The 23045-nt window shown below is 34.6% G+C and carries 21 protein-coding genes; 5 read left to right on the top strand and 16 right to left on the bottom strand.

What is annotated here, in order from left to right; genetic code table 11:
* Nucleotides 1-202: 202 nt before the first annotated feature.
* Complete coding sequence (locus NSQ92_RS03945) at nucleotides 203-2056, bottom strand: monovalent cation:proton antiporter family protein (RefSeq protein ID WP_047942431.1); 1854 nt, start codon at nucleotides 2054-2056, stop codon at nucleotides 203-205.
* Nucleotides 2057-2076: 20 nt separating this feature from the next.
* A complete protein-coding gene (gene mgtE, locus NSQ92_RS03940) occupies nucleotides 2077-3447 on the bottom strand; it encodes a magnesium transporter (RefSeq protein WP_336045277.1) in 1371 nt (456 codons plus the stop codon).
* Nucleotides 3448-3628: 181 nt separating this feature from the next.
* On the opposite strand from mgtE, the gene prpE reads away from it, so the two are divergent.
* A complete protein-coding gene (gene prpE, locus NSQ92_RS03935) occupies nucleotides 3629-4387 on the top strand; it encodes a bis(5'-nucleosyl)-tetraphosphatase PrpE (protein WP_095321660.1) in 759 nt (252 codons plus the stop codon).
* A gap of 40 nt (nucleotides 4388-4427) precedes the next feature.
* On the opposite strand, the gene NSQ92_RS03930 is transcribed toward prpE, so the two are convergent.
* The 4 genes from NSQ92_RS03930 to NSQ92_RS03915 all read right to left on the bottom strand — a co-directional run bounded on the left by NSQ92_RS03930 (nucleotide 4428) and on the right by NSQ92_RS03915 (nucleotide 7381).
* Nucleotides 4428-5312, bottom strand: coding sequence for an RluA family pseudouridine synthase (locus NSQ92_RS03930; RefSeq protein WP_061797851.1), 885 nt, complete (start codon nucleotides 5310-5312; stop codon nucleotides 4428-4430).
* 45 nt (nucleotides 5313-5357) lie between these two features.
* Nucleotides 5358-6152, bottom strand: a complete 795-nt coding sequence (locus NSQ92_RS03925) for an NAD kinase (RefSeq protein WP_047942434.1) — start codon at nucleotides 6150-6152, stop codon at nucleotides 5358-5360.
* 78 nt (nucleotides 6153-6230) lie between these two features.
* Nucleotides 6231-6863, bottom strand: a complete 633-nt coding sequence (locus tag NSQ92_RS03920) for a GTP pyrophosphokinase (RefSeq protein WP_047942435.1) — start codon at nucleotides 6861-6863, stop codon at nucleotides 6231-6233.
* Between the two features lie 149 nt (nucleotides 6864-7012).
* The gene (locus tag NSQ92_RS03915) at nucleotides 7013-7381 is read right to left on the bottom strand and encodes a UPF0738 family protein (protein WP_061797435.1); all 369 of its coding nucleotides are present in this window, start codon (nucleotides 7379-7381) and stop codon (nucleotides 7013-7015) included.
* A 338-nt stretch (nucleotides 7382-7719) separates the two neighbouring features.
* Between NSQ92_RS03915 and NSQ92_RS03910 the strand changes: the two genes are divergently transcribed.
* The 4 genes from NSQ92_RS03910 to NSQ92_RS03895 all read left to right on the top strand — a co-directional run bounded on the left by NSQ92_RS03910 (nucleotide 7720) and on the right by NSQ92_RS03895 (nucleotide 10479).
* On the top strand, nucleotides 7720-8307 hold the full coding sequence (locus NSQ92_RS03910; protein ID WP_341152392.1) for a CYTH domain-containing protein: 588 nt from the start codon (nucleotides 7720-7722) through the stop codon (nucleotides 8305-8307).
* Between the two features lie 159 nt (nucleotides 8308-8466).
* Nucleotides 8467-9093, top strand: coding sequence for a lytic transglycosylase domain-containing protein (locus tag NSQ92_RS03905; protein WP_341152391.1), 627 nt, complete (start codon nucleotides 8467-8469; stop codon nucleotides 9091-9093).
* Between the two features lie 106 nt (nucleotides 9094-9199).
* Complete coding sequence (locus NSQ92_RS03900; protein WP_047942439.1) at nucleotides 9200-9607, top strand: globin domain-containing protein; 408 nt, start codon at nucleotides 9200-9202, stop codon at nucleotides 9605-9607.
* Nucleotides 9607-10479 carry a ClpXP adapter SpxH family protein gene (locus NSQ92_RS03895; RefSeq protein WP_047942441.1) on the top strand — a complete coding sequence of 291 codons (873 nt, stop codon included), beginning with the start codon at nucleotides 9607-9609 and terminating at the stop codon, nucleotides 10477-10479. Before NSQ92_RS03900 ends, NSQ92_RS03895 begins: the two co-directional genes overlap by 1 nt.
* 331 nt (nucleotides 10480-10810) lie before the next feature.
* Here the strand turns inward: NSQ92_RS03895 and pepF are convergent, their stop codons facing one another.
* From pepF to NSQ92_RS03845, 10 genes are all read right to left on the bottom strand, one after another.
* Nucleotides 10811-12634: an oligoendopeptidase F gene (gene pepF, locus NSQ92_RS03890; protein WP_047942535.1), complete on the bottom strand. Its 1824-nt coding sequence runs from the start codon at nucleotides 12632-12634 to the stop codon at nucleotides 10811-10813.
* Between the two features lie 179 nt (nucleotides 12635-12813).
* Nucleotides 12814-13983, bottom strand: a complete 1170-nt coding sequence (locus tag NSQ92_RS03885) for a competence protein CoiA (protein ID WP_251688802.1) — start codon at nucleotides 13981-13983, stop codon at nucleotides 12814-12816.
* 199 nt (nucleotides 13984-14182) lie between these two features.
* Complete coding sequence (cls, locus tag NSQ92_RS03880) at nucleotides 14183-15700, bottom strand: cardiolipin synthase (RefSeq protein WP_341152905.1); 1518 nt, start codon at nucleotides 15698-15700, stop codon at nucleotides 14183-14185.
* A gap of 294 nt (nucleotides 15701-15994) precedes the next feature.
* Nucleotides 15995-16657 (bottom strand): adaptor protein MecA, encoded by a 663-nt coding sequence (gene mecA / locus NSQ92_RS03875; RefSeq protein WP_047942445.1) that lies wholly within the window; start codon nucleotides 16655-16657, stop codon nucleotides 15995-15997.
* 518 nt (nucleotides 16658-17175) lie between these two features.
* Complete coding sequence (gene spxA / locus NSQ92_RS03870) at nucleotides 17176-17571, bottom strand: transcriptional regulator SpxA (RefSeq protein WP_016204317.1); 396 nt, start codon at nucleotides 17569-17571, stop codon at nucleotides 17176-17178.
* Nucleotides 17572-18157: 586 nt separating this feature from the next.
* The gene (locus tag NSQ92_RS03865; protein WP_061797445.1) at nucleotides 18158-18733 is read right to left on the bottom strand and encodes a GNAT family N-acetyltransferase; all 576 of its coding nucleotides are present in this window, start codon (nucleotides 18731-18733) and stop codon (nucleotides 18158-18160) included.
* Nucleotides 18734-18738: 5 nt separating this feature from the next.
* Nucleotides 18739-19944, bottom strand: a complete 1206-nt coding sequence (locus NSQ92_RS03860) for a putative glycoside hydrolase (RefSeq protein WP_047942447.1) — start codon at nucleotides 19942-19944, stop codon at nucleotides 18739-18741.
* Nucleotides 19945-20119: 175 nt separating this feature from the next.
* Nucleotides 20120-21046 carry an ABC transporter ATP-binding protein gene (locus NSQ92_RS03855; protein WP_061797448.1) on the bottom strand — a complete coding sequence of 309 codons (927 nt, stop codon included), beginning with the start codon at nucleotides 21044-21046 and terminating at the stop codon, nucleotides 20120-20122.
* A 1-nt stretch (nucleotide 21047) separates the two neighbouring features.
* The gene (locus NSQ92_RS03850) at nucleotides 21048-22115 is read right to left on the bottom strand and encodes an ABC transporter ATP-binding protein (RefSeq protein WP_341152390.1); all 1068 of its coding nucleotides are present in this window, start codon (nucleotides 22113-22115) and stop codon (nucleotides 21048-21050) included.
* 12 nt (nucleotides 22116-22127) lie between these two features.
* A complete protein-coding gene (locus NSQ92_RS03845) occupies nucleotides 22128-23045 on the bottom strand; it encodes an ABC transporter permease (protein ID WP_047942451.1) in 918 nt (305 codons plus the stop codon).

The raw sequence follows: 23045 nt of genomic DNA, 5'->3' as shown, positions 1-23045 counted from the left end.
ACGCAAAAAAAGAAAGCACTGTTGTAATAGGCGATTTAATCATTTTCTTCTATTTAAAAAACTCTATCATTTCTTTCAGCAAAAACTATTCATTAGCCCCATCTTCCCTTTATCTCCTTTCATTCCCATTAAAAGGAACCAAACTCTGAAAAAAGCTTTCTCTTCCTTTTATCAAAAGAAAGAGAAAGCTTGGTTTACTTGCTTACTTATAATTAAACTCTAGTTGGCGTTTTAATTCTGTTACATACGAGTGTGATCCTGTAACAAGAAGATGATCATTAAGCTGTAATTCTGTATCTCCATGTGGAATAACAAAATCAGAGCCTCTGAAAATGCGAACGAAAATAACGTCTCCCGTAAATGGGAATGAGCGCAAGGACATCCCTTCAAATTCTTTGTTTCTTAAAGTAATCTCATGTAATGCTGTTTCCGTATTACCAAGTAAGGCAAATATATTTGGTGATTGAATTAATGCCGTTAATAATGCCTTCGTTGAAGTAAGCATAGAGAAAACTTCGATATCTTCTCTGCGCAGCACTTCTTCTTTCTCCATGTTCTCGACACGACAAATAACTCGGTCTACCCCTGCCCTTTTTATCATCAAGCTCATCTCAGCATTTAAGTAAGAATCTCCTGTGGAAACAACAACAATATCAGCTCCATAAATATCTGTTTGTTGCAGTATATCCTCTGAATAATTTTCCAACTCAATGATTTCAAATAGGGAGTCCGCAATTTGAAAATCATGTTTTTCTTGTTTTTTATGATAAAAAGTAACATCATACAATGTGGACTTTAACTCTTGATAAACCTGCATGGTTACCTGATTAACCCCAATAATAGAAACATTTATCACTTTTTCACGTGCAGCCTCTTTAGGGAATAGCTTTTTAAAGACAACTGGCGTAATGATACAAGAAATAATCGCTACCAGAATAAAAGTACCACTCATTTGGGTAGTAATAATATTCAATCGTTCCCCAATTGTCGCTGCTGCAATTACAAGGGATAAGGTTGAAGTTAATAAAAATCCAGATGCAACAATTGTTTTAGTATCATACCATTTTTTTAAATAATAGATTGGCAGCAGCTTACTTACTAATAATGCCACTAATAGTAATGGGATAAATAGCAATAGTTTAAGATCAGTAAATAATGACCATATATCCATCTCCACACCAATCATCACAAAGAATATAGGAATTAGAAATCCATAACCAAAGGAATCAAGCTGATGAACCAATTCCTCATTTGGCGATAATAATGACACTAGGACCCCTGCCAAGAAAGCCCCCAAGATATGCTCAGCTCCAACAGATTCGGAAAGTGCAACAAGAAAAATGATTAGTGCAAATACTGCTCTCGTACCAATTTGCACGGTTCCTCGGGAAAGAGTATCCATAAATTTTTTATTTTTTATTCTTCTACCAACAAAGTAAAGAATTAACCCTGCTCCAAAAAGAATTAATAGCAGCCAAGTATTTCCTCCTGATTCATGGATAGAAGCAAAAACAGCAAGCAAAATCATCGTGACTAAGTCTGCAATTACAGCCACTAGCAAAATAATTTGCCCAATAACTGATTTCATTATATTTGCTTCTTTTAAAGTAGGTACTACAACTCCTAAAGAGATAGTTGCAATAATTATTGTCATTAAGAAAGTACTATCAACAAAACCAGCGAATACAAACAAGAAGCTTAATCCAATGGAAAGAACGAGAATTGCTGCAAAAATAATAATTGCCGTTTGAAAGGATTTTGGCTCCAATTCTCCATTAGGCAGAGTCTCTCTTTTTTTCTTACTAGAGAAAGCAGAAAAGTCTATCTCTAACCCACTTAAAAACATTAAAAAGATAAATCCTAATGTTGATAGCGTTTCTAGCCACATATCCTGTTCGACTAGATTAAATCCGCTTTTTCCTATAATTAATCCCATCAAAATTTCGGCAACAACTACCGGAATGACATTCAATTTAAGTCGCTGCAAAATAATGGGGGTTAATAGAGCTACCGTCACCACGATAACTAGTGATGCGAAAGATGCACCATGTGCCATCCCTATCCCTCCTTTTTTTTCTAATTTGTTAAATAACTCATAAACATTGTTGCCATACCAAAATAAATCAAAATACTGATGATATCATTTATTGTCGTAATAAACGGCCCTGAGGCAACGGCTGGATCAATTTTAAATTTATGCATAATAAGAGGAATGATTGCCCCAGCTATTGTAGCAACAATTAGTGTTCCAAGAATCGAAATGCCCACTAGCATTCCTAAAAAGAAATCACCCTTCCATATATACACCACAACCATAACAAGCAACCCACAGATTGTTCCGGTAATAAGCCCTGTTCCCGCTTCTCTTCCTATTAACTTCCAACTGCTTTCTTTGCCAATATTCCCAGTAGCTATCCCACGAACGGCTACAGCTAAGGCTTGTGTTCCGGTATTTCCAGCCATTCCTGCAATAAGCGGAATAAATACAGCAAGGATAGCAACTTGGTCTAATGTTTTTTCAAATCGACCAATTAAGCTTGCAGTAAACATGCCAAGAAATAATAAGATAACTAGCCATGGCAATCTCTTTTTAGCAGCAGAAAAGGGATGCTGGTCAACGAAATCCATGTTTGAAACAGCAGCAAATTTAGAATAATCCTCCGAAGCCTCTTCTTGCATGACGTCTACAATATCATCAATGGTAATAATCCCAAGCAGCCTTTTTTGAAAATCAACCACAGGCAATGCCAAGAAATCATAGTCTTGCATTTTTCTTGCTACTTCCTCTTGGTCTTCACTTACAGAAACAGAATAAATGCGATCATTCATAATTTCCTTTATGAGCGTCTGATTATCACTAACAATTAAACTTCGCAACGAAACAACGCCTACTAATTGCTTTTGTTCATTAACAACATATATATAGTAGATTGTTTCCGCATTAGGAGCTTCTCTTTTCAGGATCTCCATAGCAGATGCTACCGTTTGTTCTGCAGATAAACTAATGTAGTCAACTGTCATAATACTCCCGGCTGTAGACTCTTCATAGTGCATAAGTGCTTTAAGACGTGCCGTAGTCGGCTGGTCCATTATTGCCAAATAGCTTTCTACTTGCTCTTTATCCAACACATTTAAAATATCGACAGCATCATCAACGGACATATTCGCTAATGTCTCTGCAACGTAATCGGGTAATAGTTTAGCAAACAACGCTTGATATTCCCAATTATCCATTTGTAAGTTCTCGAACATCTCTGCAATTTCACTTGGAGCTAAATATTCAAAAACTTGAGCTCTTTCTTCGATCTCCATTTCCTTAAAAAATGAAGCTTGATCATATGGATGTAAATCAAGGAAATTTTTTCGGAATTCTTGTAAGTTTTCATTTTGTAAAGAATGGAGAATTACAGCATGCTGTGCTTCATTTGTTAATATTTTCTCTACCATCTAGTTCTTCCTCCTCTCATAAAAAAATAATATGATTTTTATAGTAACAAAAGATAAACGATTTGTCTTTTATTTATACATAAACAAATTACTCTCTTTATAATTCCCCAAATAGAGAAACAATTAACAAAAGTGCACATTATAGCAATTGGGTATAGTAAAAGGTAAAGGAGTGATTTTAATGAAGCTTGATATCATTGGAGATATCCATGGATGTTACGAGGAATTTACGCTTTTAACTGAAAAATTAGGCTATACTTGGGACCAAGGTTATCCTTTGCATCCAGCAGGAAGAAAGCTTGCCTTTGTTGGTGATTTAACAGATCGAGGTCCCGCTTCCTTAGCGGTTATCGAAACGGTTTATTTATTAGTTAAGAAAGAGTTAGCTTATTATGTACCTGGAAACCATTGTGATAAACTATACCGTTTCTTCTTAGGAAGAAAGGTAAAAATTGCCCATGGCTTGGAAACAACTGTTGCCGAATGGGAGCAATTAAATAAAAAGGAACAACAAAGAATAAGAAGGATGTTTAAAGAGTTATACGAAAATGCACCATTATACCATATCTTAGACAATCAAAAAATTGTCATTGCCCATGCAGGTATTCGTGAAGATTATATTGGACAGTACCATAATAAAGTAAAAACCTTTGTGCTTTATGGCGATATCACCGGAGAGGTTCATGGGAACGGTTCTCCTGTAAGAAGAGATTGGGCCAAAAAGTATAAAGGAAAACCGATTGTTGTATATGGACACACCCCTGTGCGCAATGTAAGAGAAATGAATCGAACATACAACATAGATACCGGCGCGGTCTTCGGAGGGAAATTAACGGCACTTCAATATCCAGAACTAACTGTTGAATCTGTGTGCTCCAGTATGCCTCTTATAGATGAAAAATTTCGCACATTCGATACAGAAACAGCAAAGAATCATTAATTCAGTTTAGCAAAATAAGTAAAAAGAGTGAAGGTTCCTTTTAAATGGATTCTTCACTCTTTTTTAATTTCTGTTCGAGCCTTTTCATATCATCAGGGAGATCAACTGTAAAAGTAATCGATTGTTTCGTCACAGGATGCGTAAACTTAAGATAAAAACAATGTAGAGCTTGCCGATTTATCCAATCTCGTTTTCCTCCATATAAATCGTCACCTAAAAGCGGATGTCCCTGATAAGCTAGATGAACACGAATCTGGTGCGTTCTTCCAGTCTCTAAAGACAATTCCACAAGAGATAAATGCTTATCCTGTGCTAATACACGATATTGTGTAATGGCTGATTGGCCATCTTTCCTTACTTCTCTTTTAATAATACTGTCCGAGCATCTGCCAATTGGCTCATTAATGGTAGCAGCTAACGGAGAAATTTGCCCTTCAGCAAAAGCGAGATATTTTCTTTTTACATCACCGCCTTTTTGCTGTTCACTAAGTAAATGGTGAATGTGACGATGTTTCGCAATCAGCACTAATCCAGATGTATCCCGATCTAATCTCGTGACAATATGGGTTGTTGCTTCAATTCCTTGCTTTTGATAGTAGCCTACTAAAGCATTAGCCAAACTACCACTAGGATGCTCTCTTGATGGTATCGTATTCATCCCATATTCTTTTTGTACAATTAATAGATACTCATCCTCAAAGACAATGTTTAACAAGATCTGTTCTGGAATTAAGCCGCTACTAGGCAGCTCCGGTGGAAAAGAAACCACTAATTGATCGCCTTCCTTTAACGTATAGCGAACATTTTCTTCTTTTTCGTTAACAAGAATCTTCCCACCCTTAAACTTTATATCTGTTATAGCTGCCTTAGAGATTTGTTGAGTCTTCAAAAATTCCTTAATGGTCATGCCTTTTTCCTGCTGCATAACCCACTCTAACGTAAAGCTCAAGCTATCGCTCCTGTCTCTTTCTTATTCAGAAATGAAAGAATCATGTACTCGTTTCCAAAACGGAAACGGTCGAAACCTTGCAAACCGTACTTTTTCTTCTGCTACTCGATATTGAATCGAATGTACTTTTTTATGTAATAGATTCAAATGATCAATAGAGATTTGAAAATTAGGTTCATTTACTGGCTTTAATACACATGTATGATGTTTCGGTAAAATTAATGGGGAGCCAACCGTTCGAAAGACTCTATTATTTATGGAAGCCATTTCTGCCAACTGTATTGCTTCAATGGAAGGATGCACAATCGCTCCGCCTAAAGCTTTATTATAAGCAGTACTTCCAGAAGGGGTAGATACACAAAGACCATCCCCTCTAAATCGTTCGAAATGTTTGCCGCTCATTTCTACGTCCATGACAAAGGTTCCTTCCATACTTTTCACCGTTGATTCATTTAATGCTAAATATCTCGTTTCTTTCTCCTCATTTTGATAACGAACTATCACTTCTAAAATTGGATATTCAATAATGTTATATGGCGTTTTTGCTATCGCAATGACGAGTTTTTCTAACTCAGCTGGCGTCCAGTCTGCATAAAAACCTAAATGACCAGTATGCATCCCAACAAAGGCTGTTTTATCTAAACGATTGCTGTATCGATGAAATGCATAAAGAAGTGTCCCATCTCCCCCTACGGAGACAACAATATCCGGCTCTTCTTCATCATATTCCAATTCAAAATCAAGCAAATATTGTTTTATTATTTGGACTAAGTTTTCTGATTTCGAATCACCCTTTGAGGTAACGGCAAATTTCATAAGTTTGGTAGCTCCTCTTCTCAGTTTTTAGAAATGCAGAATATCTTTGAATTTTCTTTTGTGATTTATAACTAAAAACTACTTATTCTTATCATTTTCTTTCTTGCGGTTAAAGAAAGCCTGTGCTTCTTGAATTTCGCCCCGGATTAAAGACATTTCTTTATCTAATCGAAAGGCAGCTTCTGCAGCTCCTTGCAATCTCATTTTAATATCTTCGGGAAATTGGCCTTTATACTTATAATTTAGCGAATGTTCAATCGTCGCCCAAAAATTCATTGCAAGCGTACGAATTTGAATTTCGACTAATAGTTTCTTTTCCCCATTTATGGTTTGTACTGGATAGACAATTACCACGTGGTAAGAACGATAGCCGCTTTCTTTCCTATGTAAGATGTAATCTCTCTCTTCTACAATCTCAAAATCATTTCTTTGTCTTAATAGTTCAACAACTCTTATAATATCGTCAACAAATGGACACATCATCCGAAGTCCCGCGATATCTTGCATTTCTGTTTCTAGTTTATCTAAAGATATGCCCTTTTCATTTGCCTTATCCAATATACTTGCTATTGGTTTTACACGTCCTGTTACAAATTCTATTGGAGAATGATCATCTTCATGATCAAATTGACGTCTCATTCCTTTGAGTTTAACCTTTAGCTCATCTACCGCTTGTTTATATGGCGCCAAAAATTGATCCCACTGTTTCATATATATAACACCTCAATTCCAAGGTTCTTTTCAGACGAGGCATTTCTTTTATAGAAGATTTGTCGATTACTATCTATTTTTTTTCAAAACAGGCAGAGTTACACCATTAAAACATGTATAAATCTGCTTCTATTCAATCTAACAAATCATTATAGAAAAACGGATGAAACTCCTTTTTCCATATCCTCTCCATAATTTCCATTTCCTCGAATATTCTCAATTAAATATTCTAATTCCTCTTTGAAGTTTTCAAGCAATAAATGCCCCTTCTCATCTTTTACAAAAAATGAACTATTTGACTCTAACGCCTGTTTACAATCCTTCCATACGCTTTCCGGAATTTCTAGATAAACATATTCATTTTCCTTTTCAAGTAAATATATAAACGCAAGAGCATCAGAATCAACAAGTATTTGACCACATGCCTTCGCATTTTCTAAATTGACATCCTCTTGCAGTTGAAATACTAGTTCATTTTCCTTTTTAATCGTCTCTTTAATCTGCCATTTTTGTTTCATTATTCACCCTCCAACTATGCATATTTTACCACAACCACAAGAATTATCATAGAAAAGCGGAAGCGCCTTGTCAGCGGTGTACAAACTGGAGGACTAGCGACTGAGATAATGGAAACACGATAAGCGTCAGCGAATCGATGTTGACTTATCGTAGGGAGGTAGTCTGAAGTTTGCTAACCGCTAAGCGCTGCAGCTAGACAGATAGAAAAGCGGAAGCGCCTTGTCAGCGGTGTACAAACTAGAGGACTAGCGACTGAGATAATGGAAACACGAACATAGCTTGTTTCTCTATCTCCTATTATAATAATAGACAAGAAGGTTTAAGAAAGGATCTATATATGTCTAAAAATCAAAACATTGAAATCGAATTTAAAAATATGTTAACAAAAGAAGAATATGAACTGCTCCTAACCCATTTTCAAGTGGGAAAGGAAGATTTATTTGAACAAGAAAATCATTATTTTGATACAAATGATTTTGCTTTAAAAGCTAATCACTCCGCACTTAGAATTCGTAAAAAAAAGGCAGAATATGAATTAACATTAAAGCAACCTCATCCAGACGGGCTTCTAGAAACAAATAAAACTCTTTCCAAAGCGGAAAGCGATGATATTTTCTTTACTGGGAAAATAAATGATGAGCAAATTTCTAGTTTGTTAAGAAACATGAACATTGATCCTGCATCTATTATATATTTTGGAAGCCTACGAACAATTAGGGCAGAAAAACAAATTGGAAATGGTTTACTAGTTTTGGACCATAGTTTCTATTTAAAAAAAGAAGATTATGAGTTAGAATATGAAGTAAGCAATCGGGAAGAAGGAGAAATTTACTTTCAGGAGCTATTAGCCACCTTAAAAATTCCCGTTCGAAAAACCAAAAACAAAGTACGTAGATTTTATGAAGAAAAATATAAACAGAAGTAATTTAGTATATTAAAAAATACGATTAATTTGCTAGATTATTCTACACCATTGTACCCAGCAATAAAGGTTCTCCCCCACTTTATTGCTTCTATTTTGTTCACTGCAAAAGTGTTGTTACTTAATTGCAAATGTCTTATTTTTCGTAAATGGAGGAAAGCAATGAAAATTGATCAGTTTAAGGTAATGCTTGAACTCCAAGCTTTACAAGGTTTAAATTCACAAAACACCGGTAGTTCATCTACCCTCTTCCAAGATTTTCTGAGTAATATGTTATCATCCGAAACAAAATTAACGGATTCAATTGATAATAATACACTAGGAGCAGCCTCCATACCATTAGGCTTAGCAAGTACTGGTTCTCTTATGCCATTAAGTTTAACAAAGCTGTCTTCTTCATCGGCAACTACCACTTCTGATTTCGATGAAATGATTAAAGCAGCAGCTGAAAAATATAACCTACCGGAAAAATTAATCAGCTCTGTTATCAAAGTGGAATCCAATTTCAATCCTAATGCAACAAGCTATGCCGGGGCATCTGGATTAATGCAGCTAATGCCGAGCACAGCAACATCATTAGGTGTGCAAAATGTTTTTAACCCATTAGACAATATTATGGGTGGCAGCAAATACTTAAAACAAATGTTAGATAAATATAACGGAAATGTTGAACTTGCTTTAGCAGCCTACAATGCTGGACCTGGTAATGTGGATAAATATGGTGGTATTCCGCCCTTTAAGGAAACACAGAATTACGTAGCTAAAGTAACGCAGCATTATACGGCATAATTTCCCTCTCGACCTGTTTACAAGCTATTTATTTGTACAATGAAATATCGATTGTTACAATATAGTTAAAGTACTGCTATAAAAGAACGCTAAAGGAGTTTTAAATATGGTCGAGAAAATGTCGACACCTTATGAAAAAATTGGTGAAGCCACATTAAATAAACTTGTAGATGCATTCTACAATCGTGTTGGTCAACATCCTGACCTAGCTCCTATCTTCCCAAAAGATTTAACAGAAACTGCTCGTAAGCAAAAACAATTTCTTACACAATTTTTAGGTGGTCCACCTCTTTACTCTAATGAACATGGACATCCAATGCTGAGAGCGAGACATTTACCTTTTCCAATAACAGAAAAGCGCGCCTTGGCATGGTTATCTTGTATGGATGAAGCCATGGAAGAAGTAGACTTAGATAGCGAAATACGAGAAGAGATTTTTTCAAGACTCGTGCTGACAGCAAAACATATGGTTAATTCGGAGGAAATTGAAACTAAAAAAGGTGATAACACGTGATGGAAAAAGACATTTCTATATCCAAGCCGAAAACAGCTGATGACAATTGCCAAGATAGAAAACCACTCGAAATATATATGTTTATCGACCCACTCTGTCCTGAATGCTGGGCGCTTGAGCCTATTATGAAAAAATTGCAGATTGAATATGGACGGTATTTCTCCCTTAAACATGTATTAAGCGGTAGATTATCTTCCTTAAATTGCAGTAAGAAGAGCAAGCATGCGAATATTGCCGAGTTTTGGGAAAAAACCGCTAGCCGTTCAGGAATGTCATGTGATGGTTCTTTATGGTTTGATAACCCTATCGTTTCCCCACACCTACCTTCCATTGCACTTAAAGCAGCAGAATTGCAGGGTCGGAAATCTGGGATGAAATTCTTGCGAAAATTACAAGAACTATTATTTCTAGAGAAAAAGAATATTGCTACCTTTGAAGTTCTTAAGTCCTGTGCTAAAAGTGTAGGAATCGATGTAATAGAATTTATATCAGATATTCATTCAAATAGTGCAGCTAAAGCTTTTCAATGTGATTTAAAAATTACACGGGAAATGGAAGTAAATGAAATACCAACATTAGTCTTCTTTAATGAGAATATTGAAGACGAAGGCATAAAAGTTACTGGTTACTATCCATATGAGGTATATGTACAAATTATCGAGGAAATGCTGCAGATTCAGCCAGAAAAAGCAGCTCCACCTCCACTAGAAAACTTTTTAGAATGCTTTAAACTTGTTGCATCAAAGGAATTATCTGTTGTTTATAATAAATCCATTCAAGAAATTGAAAAAGAAATGAAGAAATTGCAATTACGACAACTAGTAGAACAAATACCAGCTAAATATGGGGTATTTTGGAAATATATCGGTTAAAACTGGGGGATGTGGTAATCTATAAAGATGCCATGTCTATTTTTTTATTATTGAAAGACGAAAAAAATAAAAAAGGACTTGCTGTCTCAAGGCAAGGCCTTTTTTACTTTTACGAACAAAGGGGATGGGAGAAATTTTTCACGGTCAAACAAAGGGGTATAAGTTTGTTTGTGATTAACTTCACAACTAAATAGTATCATAATTTAATTATATTCTGCAATACAACTGGGATGATGTTCACAAAATCTTCATAAATTCAGACTGATCGCAAACGAAAAAAAGCGTGTAATAGAGTTTTCCTCTAACACACGCTTTACTATTCTTAAGTCAATTAAATTTCGTTTAATAAGCTTTCCATCTCATTCAATTTTTCTTCAAAAACTTGGCATGCCTCTTCGATTGGCGTTTTGCTTGTCATATCCACTCCAGCTTTTTTAAGTACTTCAATTGGATAATCAGAACTTCCAGCCTTTAAGAACTCAATATATCGTTCCACTGCCGGTGTCCCCTCTTCTAATATTTGTTTACTTAATGCTGTTGCAGCACTATAGCCAGTTGCATATTGATATACATAGAAATTATAGTAGAAATGCGGAATTCTTGACCACTCTAAGCCAATTTCCTCATCAATAATAATATCTTCTTCCCCAAAATACTTCTGATTTAAAGCATAGTATTCCTTTGTCAGTAAATCAGCAGTTAATGGCTCATTATTACTTGCTTTTTCATGAATTAATTGTTCAAATTCAGCAAACATCGTTTGACGGAATACCGTACCACGGAAGCCCTCTAAGAAATGATTCAGTAAATATAGACGCTTTTGTTTGTCAGTTATTGTTTTTAGCAAGTAATCGTTCAATAAGGATTCATTGCAAGTAGAGGCTACCTCTGCAACAAAGATGGAATAATTACCATAAGGATATGGCTGTGATTTTCTTGTATAATAGCTGTGCACAGAATGCCCGAATTCATGTGCTAACGTAAATAGATTGTTTACATTATCCTGCCAGTTCATTAAAATATATGGATTGGTTCCATAGGATCCAGAAGAATAAGCACCACTTCTTTTCCCTTTATTCTCATGTACATCCACCCAGCGGTTTTCAAAGCCTTCTTTTAAGATAGACGCATATTCCTCACCAAGTGGAGCCAAGCCCTTTATTACTAATTCTTTCGCTTCTTCATAAGGAATTTCCATTTTTACGTCTTTTACTAGTGGTGTATATAAGTCATACATATGCAGTTTTTCTAGGCCAAGGACTTTTTTACGCAATTTCACATAACGATGTAATAATGGTAAATTCTTATTAATCGTTTCCACTAGATTTTCATACACTTGTTCTGGAATATTATTAGCAGCCAGTGCAGCATGTCGTGGCGAATTATAGTTTCTTATTTTCGCATTAAATGTATGACTTTTTACTTCTCCACTCAATGTGGAAGCAAATGTATTTCTAAATTTGCCATAAGTATCATAGACAGCCATAAATGCATCGCGGCGTACACGTTGATCTGCACTTTCCAGAAAGCGAGAATAACGACCATGTGTAACTTCTACTTCTTCTCCGTTTTCATCCTTAATGCTTGGAAACTCCAAATCGGCATTATTCAGCATCCCAAATGTATTGCTAGAAGAATCTAATACCTCTGATGCTTGTGCAAGCAGAGCTTCCTGTTCAGCATTTAACACATGTGGTCTTTGTAAATTGATTTCTTCTAAAGCCTTCTTATACAGCTTCAATTCATTATTTTCTTCTAAATAAGCATTGATAACTTTTTCATCAATGGATAATAATTCCGGAACCATATAAGCTAACGCACTTGCAGCATGTGCATATAAACTTTTAATACGTCCGTCTACGCCTTGATAGAAGCTATTAGTCGTATCTTGATCATAACGCATATGTGCATATGTATATAATTTCCCAAGTCTTGATAAAAGCTCATCTTGATATTGCAAAGCTTCATAAAGAACATCTGCACTTTCGGAAAGCTTCCCTTGATACTCTGTTGCTTTTTGAGATAATTTCTTTACTTCTTCAAATTCTTTATCCCATTCTTCATCACTTGCAAATATATCCTCTAATCTCCAAGTATCTTCTACTGGAACTTCATTACGCAGTGGTAATTTTTTTACTCCTGTTTCTGCTGACATATTCCATCCTCCACTCTTTTTATTTCGGAATTCGAAAATAAACATTATTAAATATTCTCCGATTTCCAAACCAATTCCTTCTTATTCTACCAAATTTTCGATCTATTTCCGATTTTAATGCATGAACAATTTTTCTACATATACATTAGCATATGTATTTTATGTTATTTCATTTATCTTTATTGCTTATTAACCAATTTTTTTAATTGTTTATAGAACATTGCTTCTTCTTGTTCCTGTATTTCATAATTTCTGATTTTCTTCTTATAAAGCATCCGATAAAAATGAGGTTTTACTTCCTCTATAACCTTCAGTTCCACCAGAATGTGTAAATATTGTTTAACCGCTTTTCTCCAGTCTGCCTCGCTTATAAAAGGAAAATCTCTTATTTTAATTTGTCTACTATCGATTCTCTTATGGAAATTCACATAAATCTTTTGAAGGGGGTATATTTTCATCTCTTCTTTAAAGCTATCAAGAAAAATAGTAGCCTGCCAATATAATGGTGCTGTTTCGAGGAGAAACCCTTCCTTTAAAGGGATTCCAATAAATGGAGGTAAGAAATGAGGATGCAGATCATGAACATACAACTCTTTTAAAAATTGATCATTTGTTTGGTAATGTATATCCTTTGTTTTTTGCCGATGAATAATCTCTCGCCAATAAGTAAAATGCCATTTTTTTCTGGGAATTAGAGGCGGCTTTCCCTCTATTTTTACTAAAGGATAGCAAAAAGTAGTCACAAAGAATTGGGAGATGGATATTGGTATTGGGTTTTGAATCAAATAAAATGCCCGGTCATATGGACAATAAGATGGCAGAAGATATTGGTTGTGGTATAAGATGAAAAACTGATAAATAAATGTAGAAAGTTTCAATTTGACTGGATTCCACTTCTTTAAATGACAAAAGCCGATAATCCAAATAGGATGAATATTTACTTTTCGATAACCTTCTGTACGTTTCTTTATTAACTGTGGAGAAATCTTAGCACATTGATATTCAATCACATACTGCTTCTTATGAAAGACAAAACTAATATCTGCCCGCTGCTTTATTTCTGGATAATAAGGCTCTACTTGGGGGTGAAGATTCAATTCAGCTAATTTTTGATATAATTGCAACTTTCCTTGTAAATGATAAGTAGACTCCGCCTCTCCATTACTTGAACAACATGCTTTCCTTTCATGGGCAAAATGTGTTATCTTTTTTTCTCCCATTTTTAAGAGAACACGCCCTTTACATTCTGGACAATATAATGGAGTTTGCCGTAAGCCTTTTAAATCATCTTTCTCCTTCCTAGTGAACAAGTTGATTATTTCGCCAGCTTCTGTTATGGCTGTAAACAAAATAAATTTCCTCCTTTTCGATTTATTCTATACTTATTCTTGTTTATTCTTAGAATTCCTTCTTAAACTTTCTTCTTATTTGAATTTTCCTTCTTTTTTATAGAACATGTAACCATACGAAAAAAGAGCTCGTTTTTGCCCATTACCTTCAAATAAGTAATGAATAAATACGTGCTCTTTATATAAAATCAAAACCACTTTATAATAAAGGTGATAATAATCTTGAAGTAGATTCAAGCATTCTATAGCCATAATGTCTCTTATTAAAGGTCTCTTCTTCTAATTCGATTGATTGACTTATATCTTCCAGAAAGTCTTTTACAAGCTTTTCCGTACTTCTTGTTTTATATAAAAATGCGCTAACTTCAAAATTTAAATGAAAGCTTCTCATATCCATATTGCATGTCCCGATGGAGGCAATTTCTCCATCTACAATAATAATTTTACTATGCATAAATCCGCGGTTATATTCAAAGACCCTGACGCCGGATTCTAGTAACTCTGGGAAATAAGAGCGGGAAGCATGGAAAACAATTCTTTTATCCGGTTTACTAGGAACGAGAATACGCACATCTACACCACTTAATGAAGCAATTTTAATAGCAGAAAATATATCTTCATCTGGAATAAAGTAAGGGGTAGCAATCCAAATCGATTCTTTTGCCGTAGTAATCATACTAAAAAAGATACTTTTGATGACGCTCCATTCATTGTCAGGTCCCCCCGCAATCAACTGTACCCCACCATGAGAGTTTTCCTCAGAAATAGGCGTTAAATATTCCTCTGTCAAAAAGCTATGGTTTGTCATATAGAACCAATCTTGCAGAAAAATTAATTGTAAGGATCTAACAGCATTTCCTTTTACCAATAAATGAGTATCCCTCCAGTACCCGATCGAAGGATTTCTTCCCAAATATTCGTCGCCAATATTAAGACCGCCGACAAAACCAATATTGCCATCAATTATGATAATTTTACGATGGTTTCTGAAATTAAATTTACTATTAAAAAAAGGCATTTTAACTGGACCAAAAGCGATAACTTCAATCCCTGCCTCTTTCATCTCTACACAAAATTTTTTTGACAGCTTCCAAGAACCAACTGCATCATATAAAAATCGCACCTGGACCCCAGCTCTTGCTTTTTCAACTAATATATCCTTTATCTCCTGACCAATGGCATCATCTCTTACAATGTAATATTCTAAGTGAATATGATGTTTTGCTTTCTTCAGTTCTTTCAAAATAGCTGAAAATGTTTCCTCTCCATCTGTTAATACCTCTGTTGAGGTACCGAAGGAAATAGGCGTATTTCCAAGTTTCTCAGCTAGGTGAAATAAGTTGCGTTGATGTCCATCGAGTATCTTTCTCTTTTCTTCTCTTCTAGAACCAATTTCTTGTTCAATCTTCAGAAATGCTTCTTTATCTAGAAAATATTTTTTACGGTAAATTCTTTCTTTTCGATAGTTTCTGCCAAAGAATAGATAAAAGACAAACCCGATAATTGGAAAACTCCCCAAGACTATTAACCAGGTTAATGTTTGTGTGGGATGTCGATTTTCAAAGAAAATAACCAAACCGATAAAAACAACTGATAAACTGATCACTAAACTTAATTGTCCGTAAATTCCTCCCTGTATAGAGAAAAATATATTAAACACATAAACAAAAAGAGCTGCTACGATAAAAAATAAGCCTAACCTAGCAGTATGATTCATAATAGACACCGCCATTCTCCCAATTTACTTACATTAAGCTTAGAGTTATCTCTTTATTCCTATATATATACCCATAATTACCATAAATTACTCCACAGATGCTCCATGATCAATTTATTAGGGGAGAAACTATTCTATTTATATTAAAAATTTGTCCTTTCTTAAAGAGGTTTCTATTAATTCTGAAGGATTATTTTTCTCATAATATGCAAAGAAACTCTACAATGAATGGACACGGCCAAACATTGTAGAGCTTCTTTAATTTTTTTGTATATGATTAGAACTGCTAATAATTTAGTGAAAGTACTTTCTTAATTCCATAAAGACTTCATTCTCAATAATAACTTTACCATATTCTTGGAGAACATGAATGGTCATTTTAGAATCTTCTTGAGCATATTCAAGTAAAATACTTAATGCATTTTCTACTTCCTCTTCTGCAATTTCTTCATCAAGAAATTGGACAAATAAGTAATATTTTCCATTGTAGTTATAAAGTTTTGTATCGATTCCTTCCAGCCCTTGCATCTTGGATAAAGAAATAATATCCTCAAAGTCATTAAACGTTAAGAGGAACTCGAGACTTTCATCGAACTCTTCTTCTCCCTCTTTAATCGTAAAGTGCTGATCCATTAAATCTTCAAAACGTTCATCAATTGGTAAATCCTTTAGCTTATCCTCTGGAATAGAAATTTCAAATTTCTGTCCGTCTTTCGAAAGCTGTGCTTTTGTAACCAAGATTTCCAACCCTTTTTCTAGAGCTTGAACTTGAATCCATAATGGTCCATCAAATATGAAGTCTTCCTCTTGATGTACTTCATCCATCATTTCCCAAAACAATTCTTCACTGCGTTCCCGATTATACCAAATCTCCTCACGCTTAAATCCACGTTCTTCTATATCAATATACGAAATATAAAACTTTACTGTATGATCATTAATTCTTTCAATTTCCATACGCTAACACTCCCTTCAGACTATGATGGAAGGGACAAGAGACCCCCATACAGATTGTTTTATTTCTTACAAGTAAATTTTCTGAAATAAAATTTTTATTTTTCCTTGTATTGTACCTTGTACTTTATATTTTATGACAAAAGCAGTATAAATGGAATTAAAATATCTTGGGAATGGAAAAAACCATTAAATGCCTATTCAAAAGCATTCACAATTTTCAATTATCTAAATAAATGAAGCCTTATTTAAACTCAGTAATTAGTTCTTTTAATACCATATTCCTGTACCGTTATATTTAGTAGTATTACCTCATAGAAATTATTTCAAACTAAAAAGTCCAGGCAATTACTAACACTTTAACCAGACTATCTAATCAAGTTAGATTGGTTTCTACCTTAAGCAATAGGAATGCCTCTGTTTTTTCTTAATTACTATATAAAAAAGAAAAACCTGACTGAACGGTACTAAATTTTCATTTAGTGCCGCCTTATGTCAGATTTTTTATACTTTGTTCCTAATTAGTTAACTAATCTTTGTGCTTCTCTTAACTGGAAAGTACGAACTTTTCTTGGTAAGAATCTGCGAATTTCATCTTCATTGTATCCTACTTGTAGTCTTTTTTCGTCAATGATTATAGGACGTCTTAATAGACCTGGATTATTTTGAATAATACCAAACAAATCTTGTAATGGCATTGTTTCTAAATTCACATTTAACTTTTGAAAAGTTTTACTTCTTGTTGAAATAATTTCATCTGTTCCATCTTCCGTCATACGAAGAATTTCTTTAATTTCCTCAATAGAAAGCGGTTCAGAAAATATATTTCTTTCTTTATAAGCAATTTCATGTTCCTCTAACCATGCTTTTGCTTTTCTGCAGGATGTACAACTTGGTGAAGTGTATAATGTTACCATTTTACAAATTCACGCTCCCTTTATTTAGACATGTAATTAACTACATTCATTATGATTATAAATAACTTGAGTTATCTTCTTGATAATTCTTAAATTATAATTAATTCAATCAAGTAATTTATATTAATTATTATACACTAATTGTTTGCTTTATGGTATATGTTTTAAAAAATTTATCCACAAGTATCATTAATTTCTGTATATAAGCTGCTACTAATTAAGGTAATTGCTGTGATTCTCCTCCTTTATGTAAGAAAAACTCGTTATGAAAGTACGAATCCTTCAGTTATTTTGTTACTTATCATTATAGACGTTTGAAAACCAAAAAAGTTTCAAAAAATTATCTCATCTGTTAAAATATTTGTTCTAAATATATATTTTCTGATTATATACCCATTATTTCTTTCTATTAAACCCCTATATATTCTCAATTAAGCAGATTTTAATGAAAATATAAAAAGATTTTAATAAAACTCTTTGTTAAATATATGGCAGCTTATCGTCAGCAGTTATCTTCGTTACAAGGTGACCGCTCATTTTGTAGGAGGGCGGTCACCTTGAGGGTAGCTGTTTTATTACACTTTAATCAAATTTCATCGAATAAATTTTTTCGTTTTTGTTCCATATTTAATTGAACCACTTCATCGACTGGTTCATACGATTCTCCGTAAAATTGGAAATCTTTATAGGTATGAATTTTATTATACGTTCTTACCAATGCTTGATAAACAACCTCTTCTCCTTCATTATTAGGAGCCCAGTAGAGAATTTCCATTGCATTCACTTCCCTAGTTGCTAACGATAAACGTTTATAACCAATAGAAGTTGCATGCTTAAACCCTTCACGCTGATAAAATTTCAGTCTTTTTTGAGTATCACTATCTTTATAATTTATCGGTTCCACTTCCAAAATAATAGGTTTTCCCTTTTCTTTCAGCTTTTCCACTAATTGATGACCAAGCCCCTGTCCTCTTGCTTTGTCAGAGACAAATAAATAATCGACAAAAACAAAATCCTCTGCTTCCACATACATTAACACATGATACTTTCCTTCATCCTTATGATAATATTCTGGAAAGTCCTTGAGTAACGCTTCCATATGTTCTTGTGATTTCATTTCTTCCACAGGGAAATATTGATTTAACTTATCATACCAATGCATCTAATTTAATCTCCTTTATTCTCTTTATTTTTCGGTGTATAATCGACATTCTTTGTATAATTATTCCCAGCATTCCATAATAAAAACTCATTAACTCCTTGATCATTCAAAGCTTCAATTTGTTTTTGAACCTCTTCTTTTCCATATACTTGATAATTATCTTTGCCCAGCCAGGCAGCTGTAAAATCCTGTAGCCATGGTCTTGAAATAGGTGGATTCTCTAATTGATTTAATTTTTGCTTTTCTACTTTAATATACTCCCTTACAAGTTCATAGGGGAATAAATCTGGCTTTTCAATCCCAAAATAATTTGTCCAGTGACTTGGATAAATCATAGAAGAAATAACATCGACATGTTTGCTTATTTTTGAAAAATTCTGGCCAATTCCAGGAGCTTCTTCTAAGGTTGCTGTATATCCAAATATATCAACAGAAACCTTCACATTATATGGCTCTAATTTTTCTTTTGCATATTGAACAAAGTCCGTAACTGCTTCTACTCGTTTCTCCCCTTCACTCTTATCTAATTTACGATAATCTCCTTTCGTATAGTTTAGTATATCTCCTTTATTTTCAAATCCTTCTGGAAAACGCACATAATCAAACTGTATCTCTTGAAACCCCATTTTTGCTGCCTCGATAGCAATATTAATGTTATAATCCCAGACCTTTTTTTCAAACGGGTTAACAAACGCTTCCCCTCTCCCATTCGTCCAAACCTTCTCTCCTTGGACAAAAGACCATTCGGGCTTTTCCTTAGCCAATACAGAATCTTTAAAGACAACAATTCGCGCAATCGGATAAATTTTCTCCTTTTCAAGCTCCTCTAAAAGCTTTGTCATATTTTTTATCGATTGGCTGCCAATTTCTCTATAAGGTGAATCCGCTTCCGGCATAAAAGTCAAATTACCATGATCTTCTTTATAATCAATAACCATAGCATTCAAATCTGTTGTTTTCACTAATTCCATTAATTGACTCCATTTGTTTCCTTCAATGGAATGACTGTTTACATAAATCCCCCTCACAGCATCCGGGTAAGTAAAATCGAAATTAGTCTTCATTCTAGGTAAAGAAGCTGGTAAATGCTTTACCATAATTTTCACTTGTTTAGTTGGATGTTTAGGAATTATCTTTTCCCCTTTTGCAAATGCGATATTGGGAATCAACAAATATATGCTTAATCCAATGGATAATATTTTCTTTTTCATCGTGAAAACTCCCATCTACATACAGTATCTATTATCTATTGAGACTCTATCCATGATGTATCCCTTTTATTGTAACAAACACAAACAAGCATAATCTAGCAATTTCCAACTGTACGTAGGCATCCATTCTAAAAAGCCGACAATCAAGGATTGTCGGCTTGGAATTTACTTATTCTCATTGTGCTTTATATTTTTTATATTCACTTTCAGAGCAATAAACAAAATGTCCTGGTTTAATTTCTCTCATTTTAAGCTCTTCACCCTCTTGATATTGATGAACTGCTGGATCATAAACCGTTCTTTTTCTTGTTCGCTCTGTTTCTGGATCTGGCAGAGGAATCGCTGATAATAACGACTGTGTATATGGGTGAATCGGATTATTGTATAATTCATCTGCAGGCGCTATTTCCACTAATTTTCCGAAATACATCACACCAATACGATCACTAATATATTTCACCATGGATAAATCATGGGCAATAAATAGATAGGTAAGCCCCTTTTCCTTTTGAAGCCTCTTCATCAAGTTTACAACCTGTGCTTGAATGGAAACATCTAATGCAGAGATTGGTTCATCTGCAATGATAAAGTCTGGATCTACAGCTAATGCACGTGCAATTCCAATTCTTTGTCTTTGTCCGCCTGAGAACTCATGCGGATAACGATTGGCATGCTCTTTATTTAAACCAACTGTATGAAGCAGCTCATATACTTTTTCCATTCTCTCTTTTTTGTTTTTCGCTAAACCGTGAATATCAATGCCTTCTGCAATTATATCAGCAACGGTCATTCGAGGATTTAAAGAAGCATATGGATCTTGGAATATCATTTGCATTTTACGATTAAATCTCTTTAATTCTGTCCTTGATTTTCTTCCATGAACATCTTCTCCATTAAATAAAACTTGACCGCCTGTTGCATCATAGAGGCGGATAATCGTTCTGCCAGTTGTCGATTTTCCACAACCAGATTCGCCTACCAAACCTAATGTCTCTCCTTTGAAAATATCAAAGGTAATATCATCTACTGCTTTGACAACATTAGGAGTATCAACATTGAAATATTGCTTCAGATTTTTTATTTCTAATAACTTTTCTTTCAATTTATTTATCCCCCTTTACTAATACTGGTGTTTCAAAGTTAGAGGGTAACGTTCTTATTCTTTCTTTAACTGAAGCTGGTGGTTCTACTGCCGGCGCATTCGGATGCAGTAACCATGATTTCACAAAATGTGTTTCAGACACTTGATACACTGGCGGCTCTTGTTCAAAATCAATTGCTAATGCGTATGGATTTCTCGCAGCAAATGCATCTCCTATAGGAGGATTCGTTAAATCTGGAGGTGTTCCCGGAATAGCAGCAAGCTCATCTTCATTATCATTGTCTAAACTTGGCATAGATGCAAGAAGCCCCCATGTATAAGGATGTCTTGGATCGTAGAATATTTCATCAACTGTTCCCATTTCAACAATTTGACCAGCATACATTACAGCAACACGATCAGCCACATTTGCGACTACCCCTAAATCATGGGTAATGAAGATAATACTCGTATTCATTTTCTCTTGCAAATCTTTCATTAAATCTAAAATTTGCGCTTGAATCGTAACATCTAAAGCTGTTGTTGGTTCATCTGCAATTAATAGATGTGGGTTAGCAGCTAAAGCAATGGCAATCATCGCACGTTGTCTCATCCCACCAGAAAATTCATGCGGATATTGATCCACCCTTTTCTCTGGTTTAGGAATTCCAACTAAGCTTAACAATTCAACAGCTTTCTTTTTTGCCTTTTCCTTGTTCATTTGCTGATGTTTTATCAGTACTTCCATGATTTGTGTACCAATACGCATAGTCGGATTCAAAGATGTCATAGGATCTTGGAAGATCATACTCATTTCCTTCCCACGGATACTTTCCATCTCTTTATCCGTTTTTTGAGCAATATCTTCTCCATTAAATAAAATTTGTCCTCCTTTAATATGGCCAGGAGGCATCGGGATTAATTTCATTAATGTTTGGGACGTAACACTTTTACCTGATCCGGATTCACCAACAATAGCTAATGTTTCCCCTTTGTATAAATCAAAGGATACTCCACGAACTGCCTGCACTTCTCCTCCATACGTATGGAATGAGACTTGTAAATCCTTTACTTCTAATAATTTTTCCATGTATCTCACTCCTTACTTACGTAGTCTTGGATCAAGAGCATCTCGGATTCCATCGCCAATAACATTAAAGGCAAATATTGTTAAACATATAAACAGTGCAGGGAAAAATAATCGCCATGGATAATATTGCAGTGCTCCGATTCCATCATTGGCCATCGTTCCCCAGCTGGCTAATGGAGGAGTTAATCCTAAACCAAGATAGCTTAAAAATGCCTCTGTAAAAATAGCATTAGGTACAGTTAAAGTTAATGTCACAAGAATTGGCCCCATTGCATTTGGGACTAAATGTTTGCTCATAATTCTTGATACACTTGCTCCTAACGTTCTGGAAGCAAGAATATATTCTTGGCTCTTTAAGGATAATACTTGTCCACGGACCATTCTCGCCATATTAATCCAACCAGTTATACTCATTGCCAGAATCATCGTCCATATTCCCTGGCCAAGAACAACCATTAAAAGAATTACTAGTAAAAGGTAAGGAATACCATATAATACATCCGCTATACGCATCATTACTTCATCGGTTTTTCCACCTTTATAACCTGCAATCCCTCCCCAGATTACGCCGATAACTAAATCAATCAAGGCTGCCGCTACCCCAATAAATAACGATATTTTCGCACCATACCAAATTCGAGCAAACATATCTCGGCCAAGGTCATCTGTGCCAAAATAATGTTCAGCACTTGGAGGCTGATTCGTTTTTGTATAATCATTCTCATAATAATTGTACGGAGTTAATAACGGCCCTATTAAAGACATAACAATTAAAAGAATTAAAAGAACAAGTCCAAAAACCGCAAGCTTATTTTTCTTAAAACGAGTAAAAACATCTTTCCAAAACGACAAACTTGCTTTGGATATTTTCTCTGACTCTATGCTGCTATTGCCAACTATTTCAAATTTATCTTTCGAAATTTCTTGCAT

The organism is Niallia sp. FSL M8-0099 (assembly GCF_038006945.1).
Classification (GTDB): Bacteria; Bacillota; Bacilli; order Bacillales; family Cytobacillaceae; genus Niallia; species Niallia circulans.
Note: the sequence above shows the minus strand (reverse complement) of the source record. Positions and strands in the feature narration are given on the sequence as shown.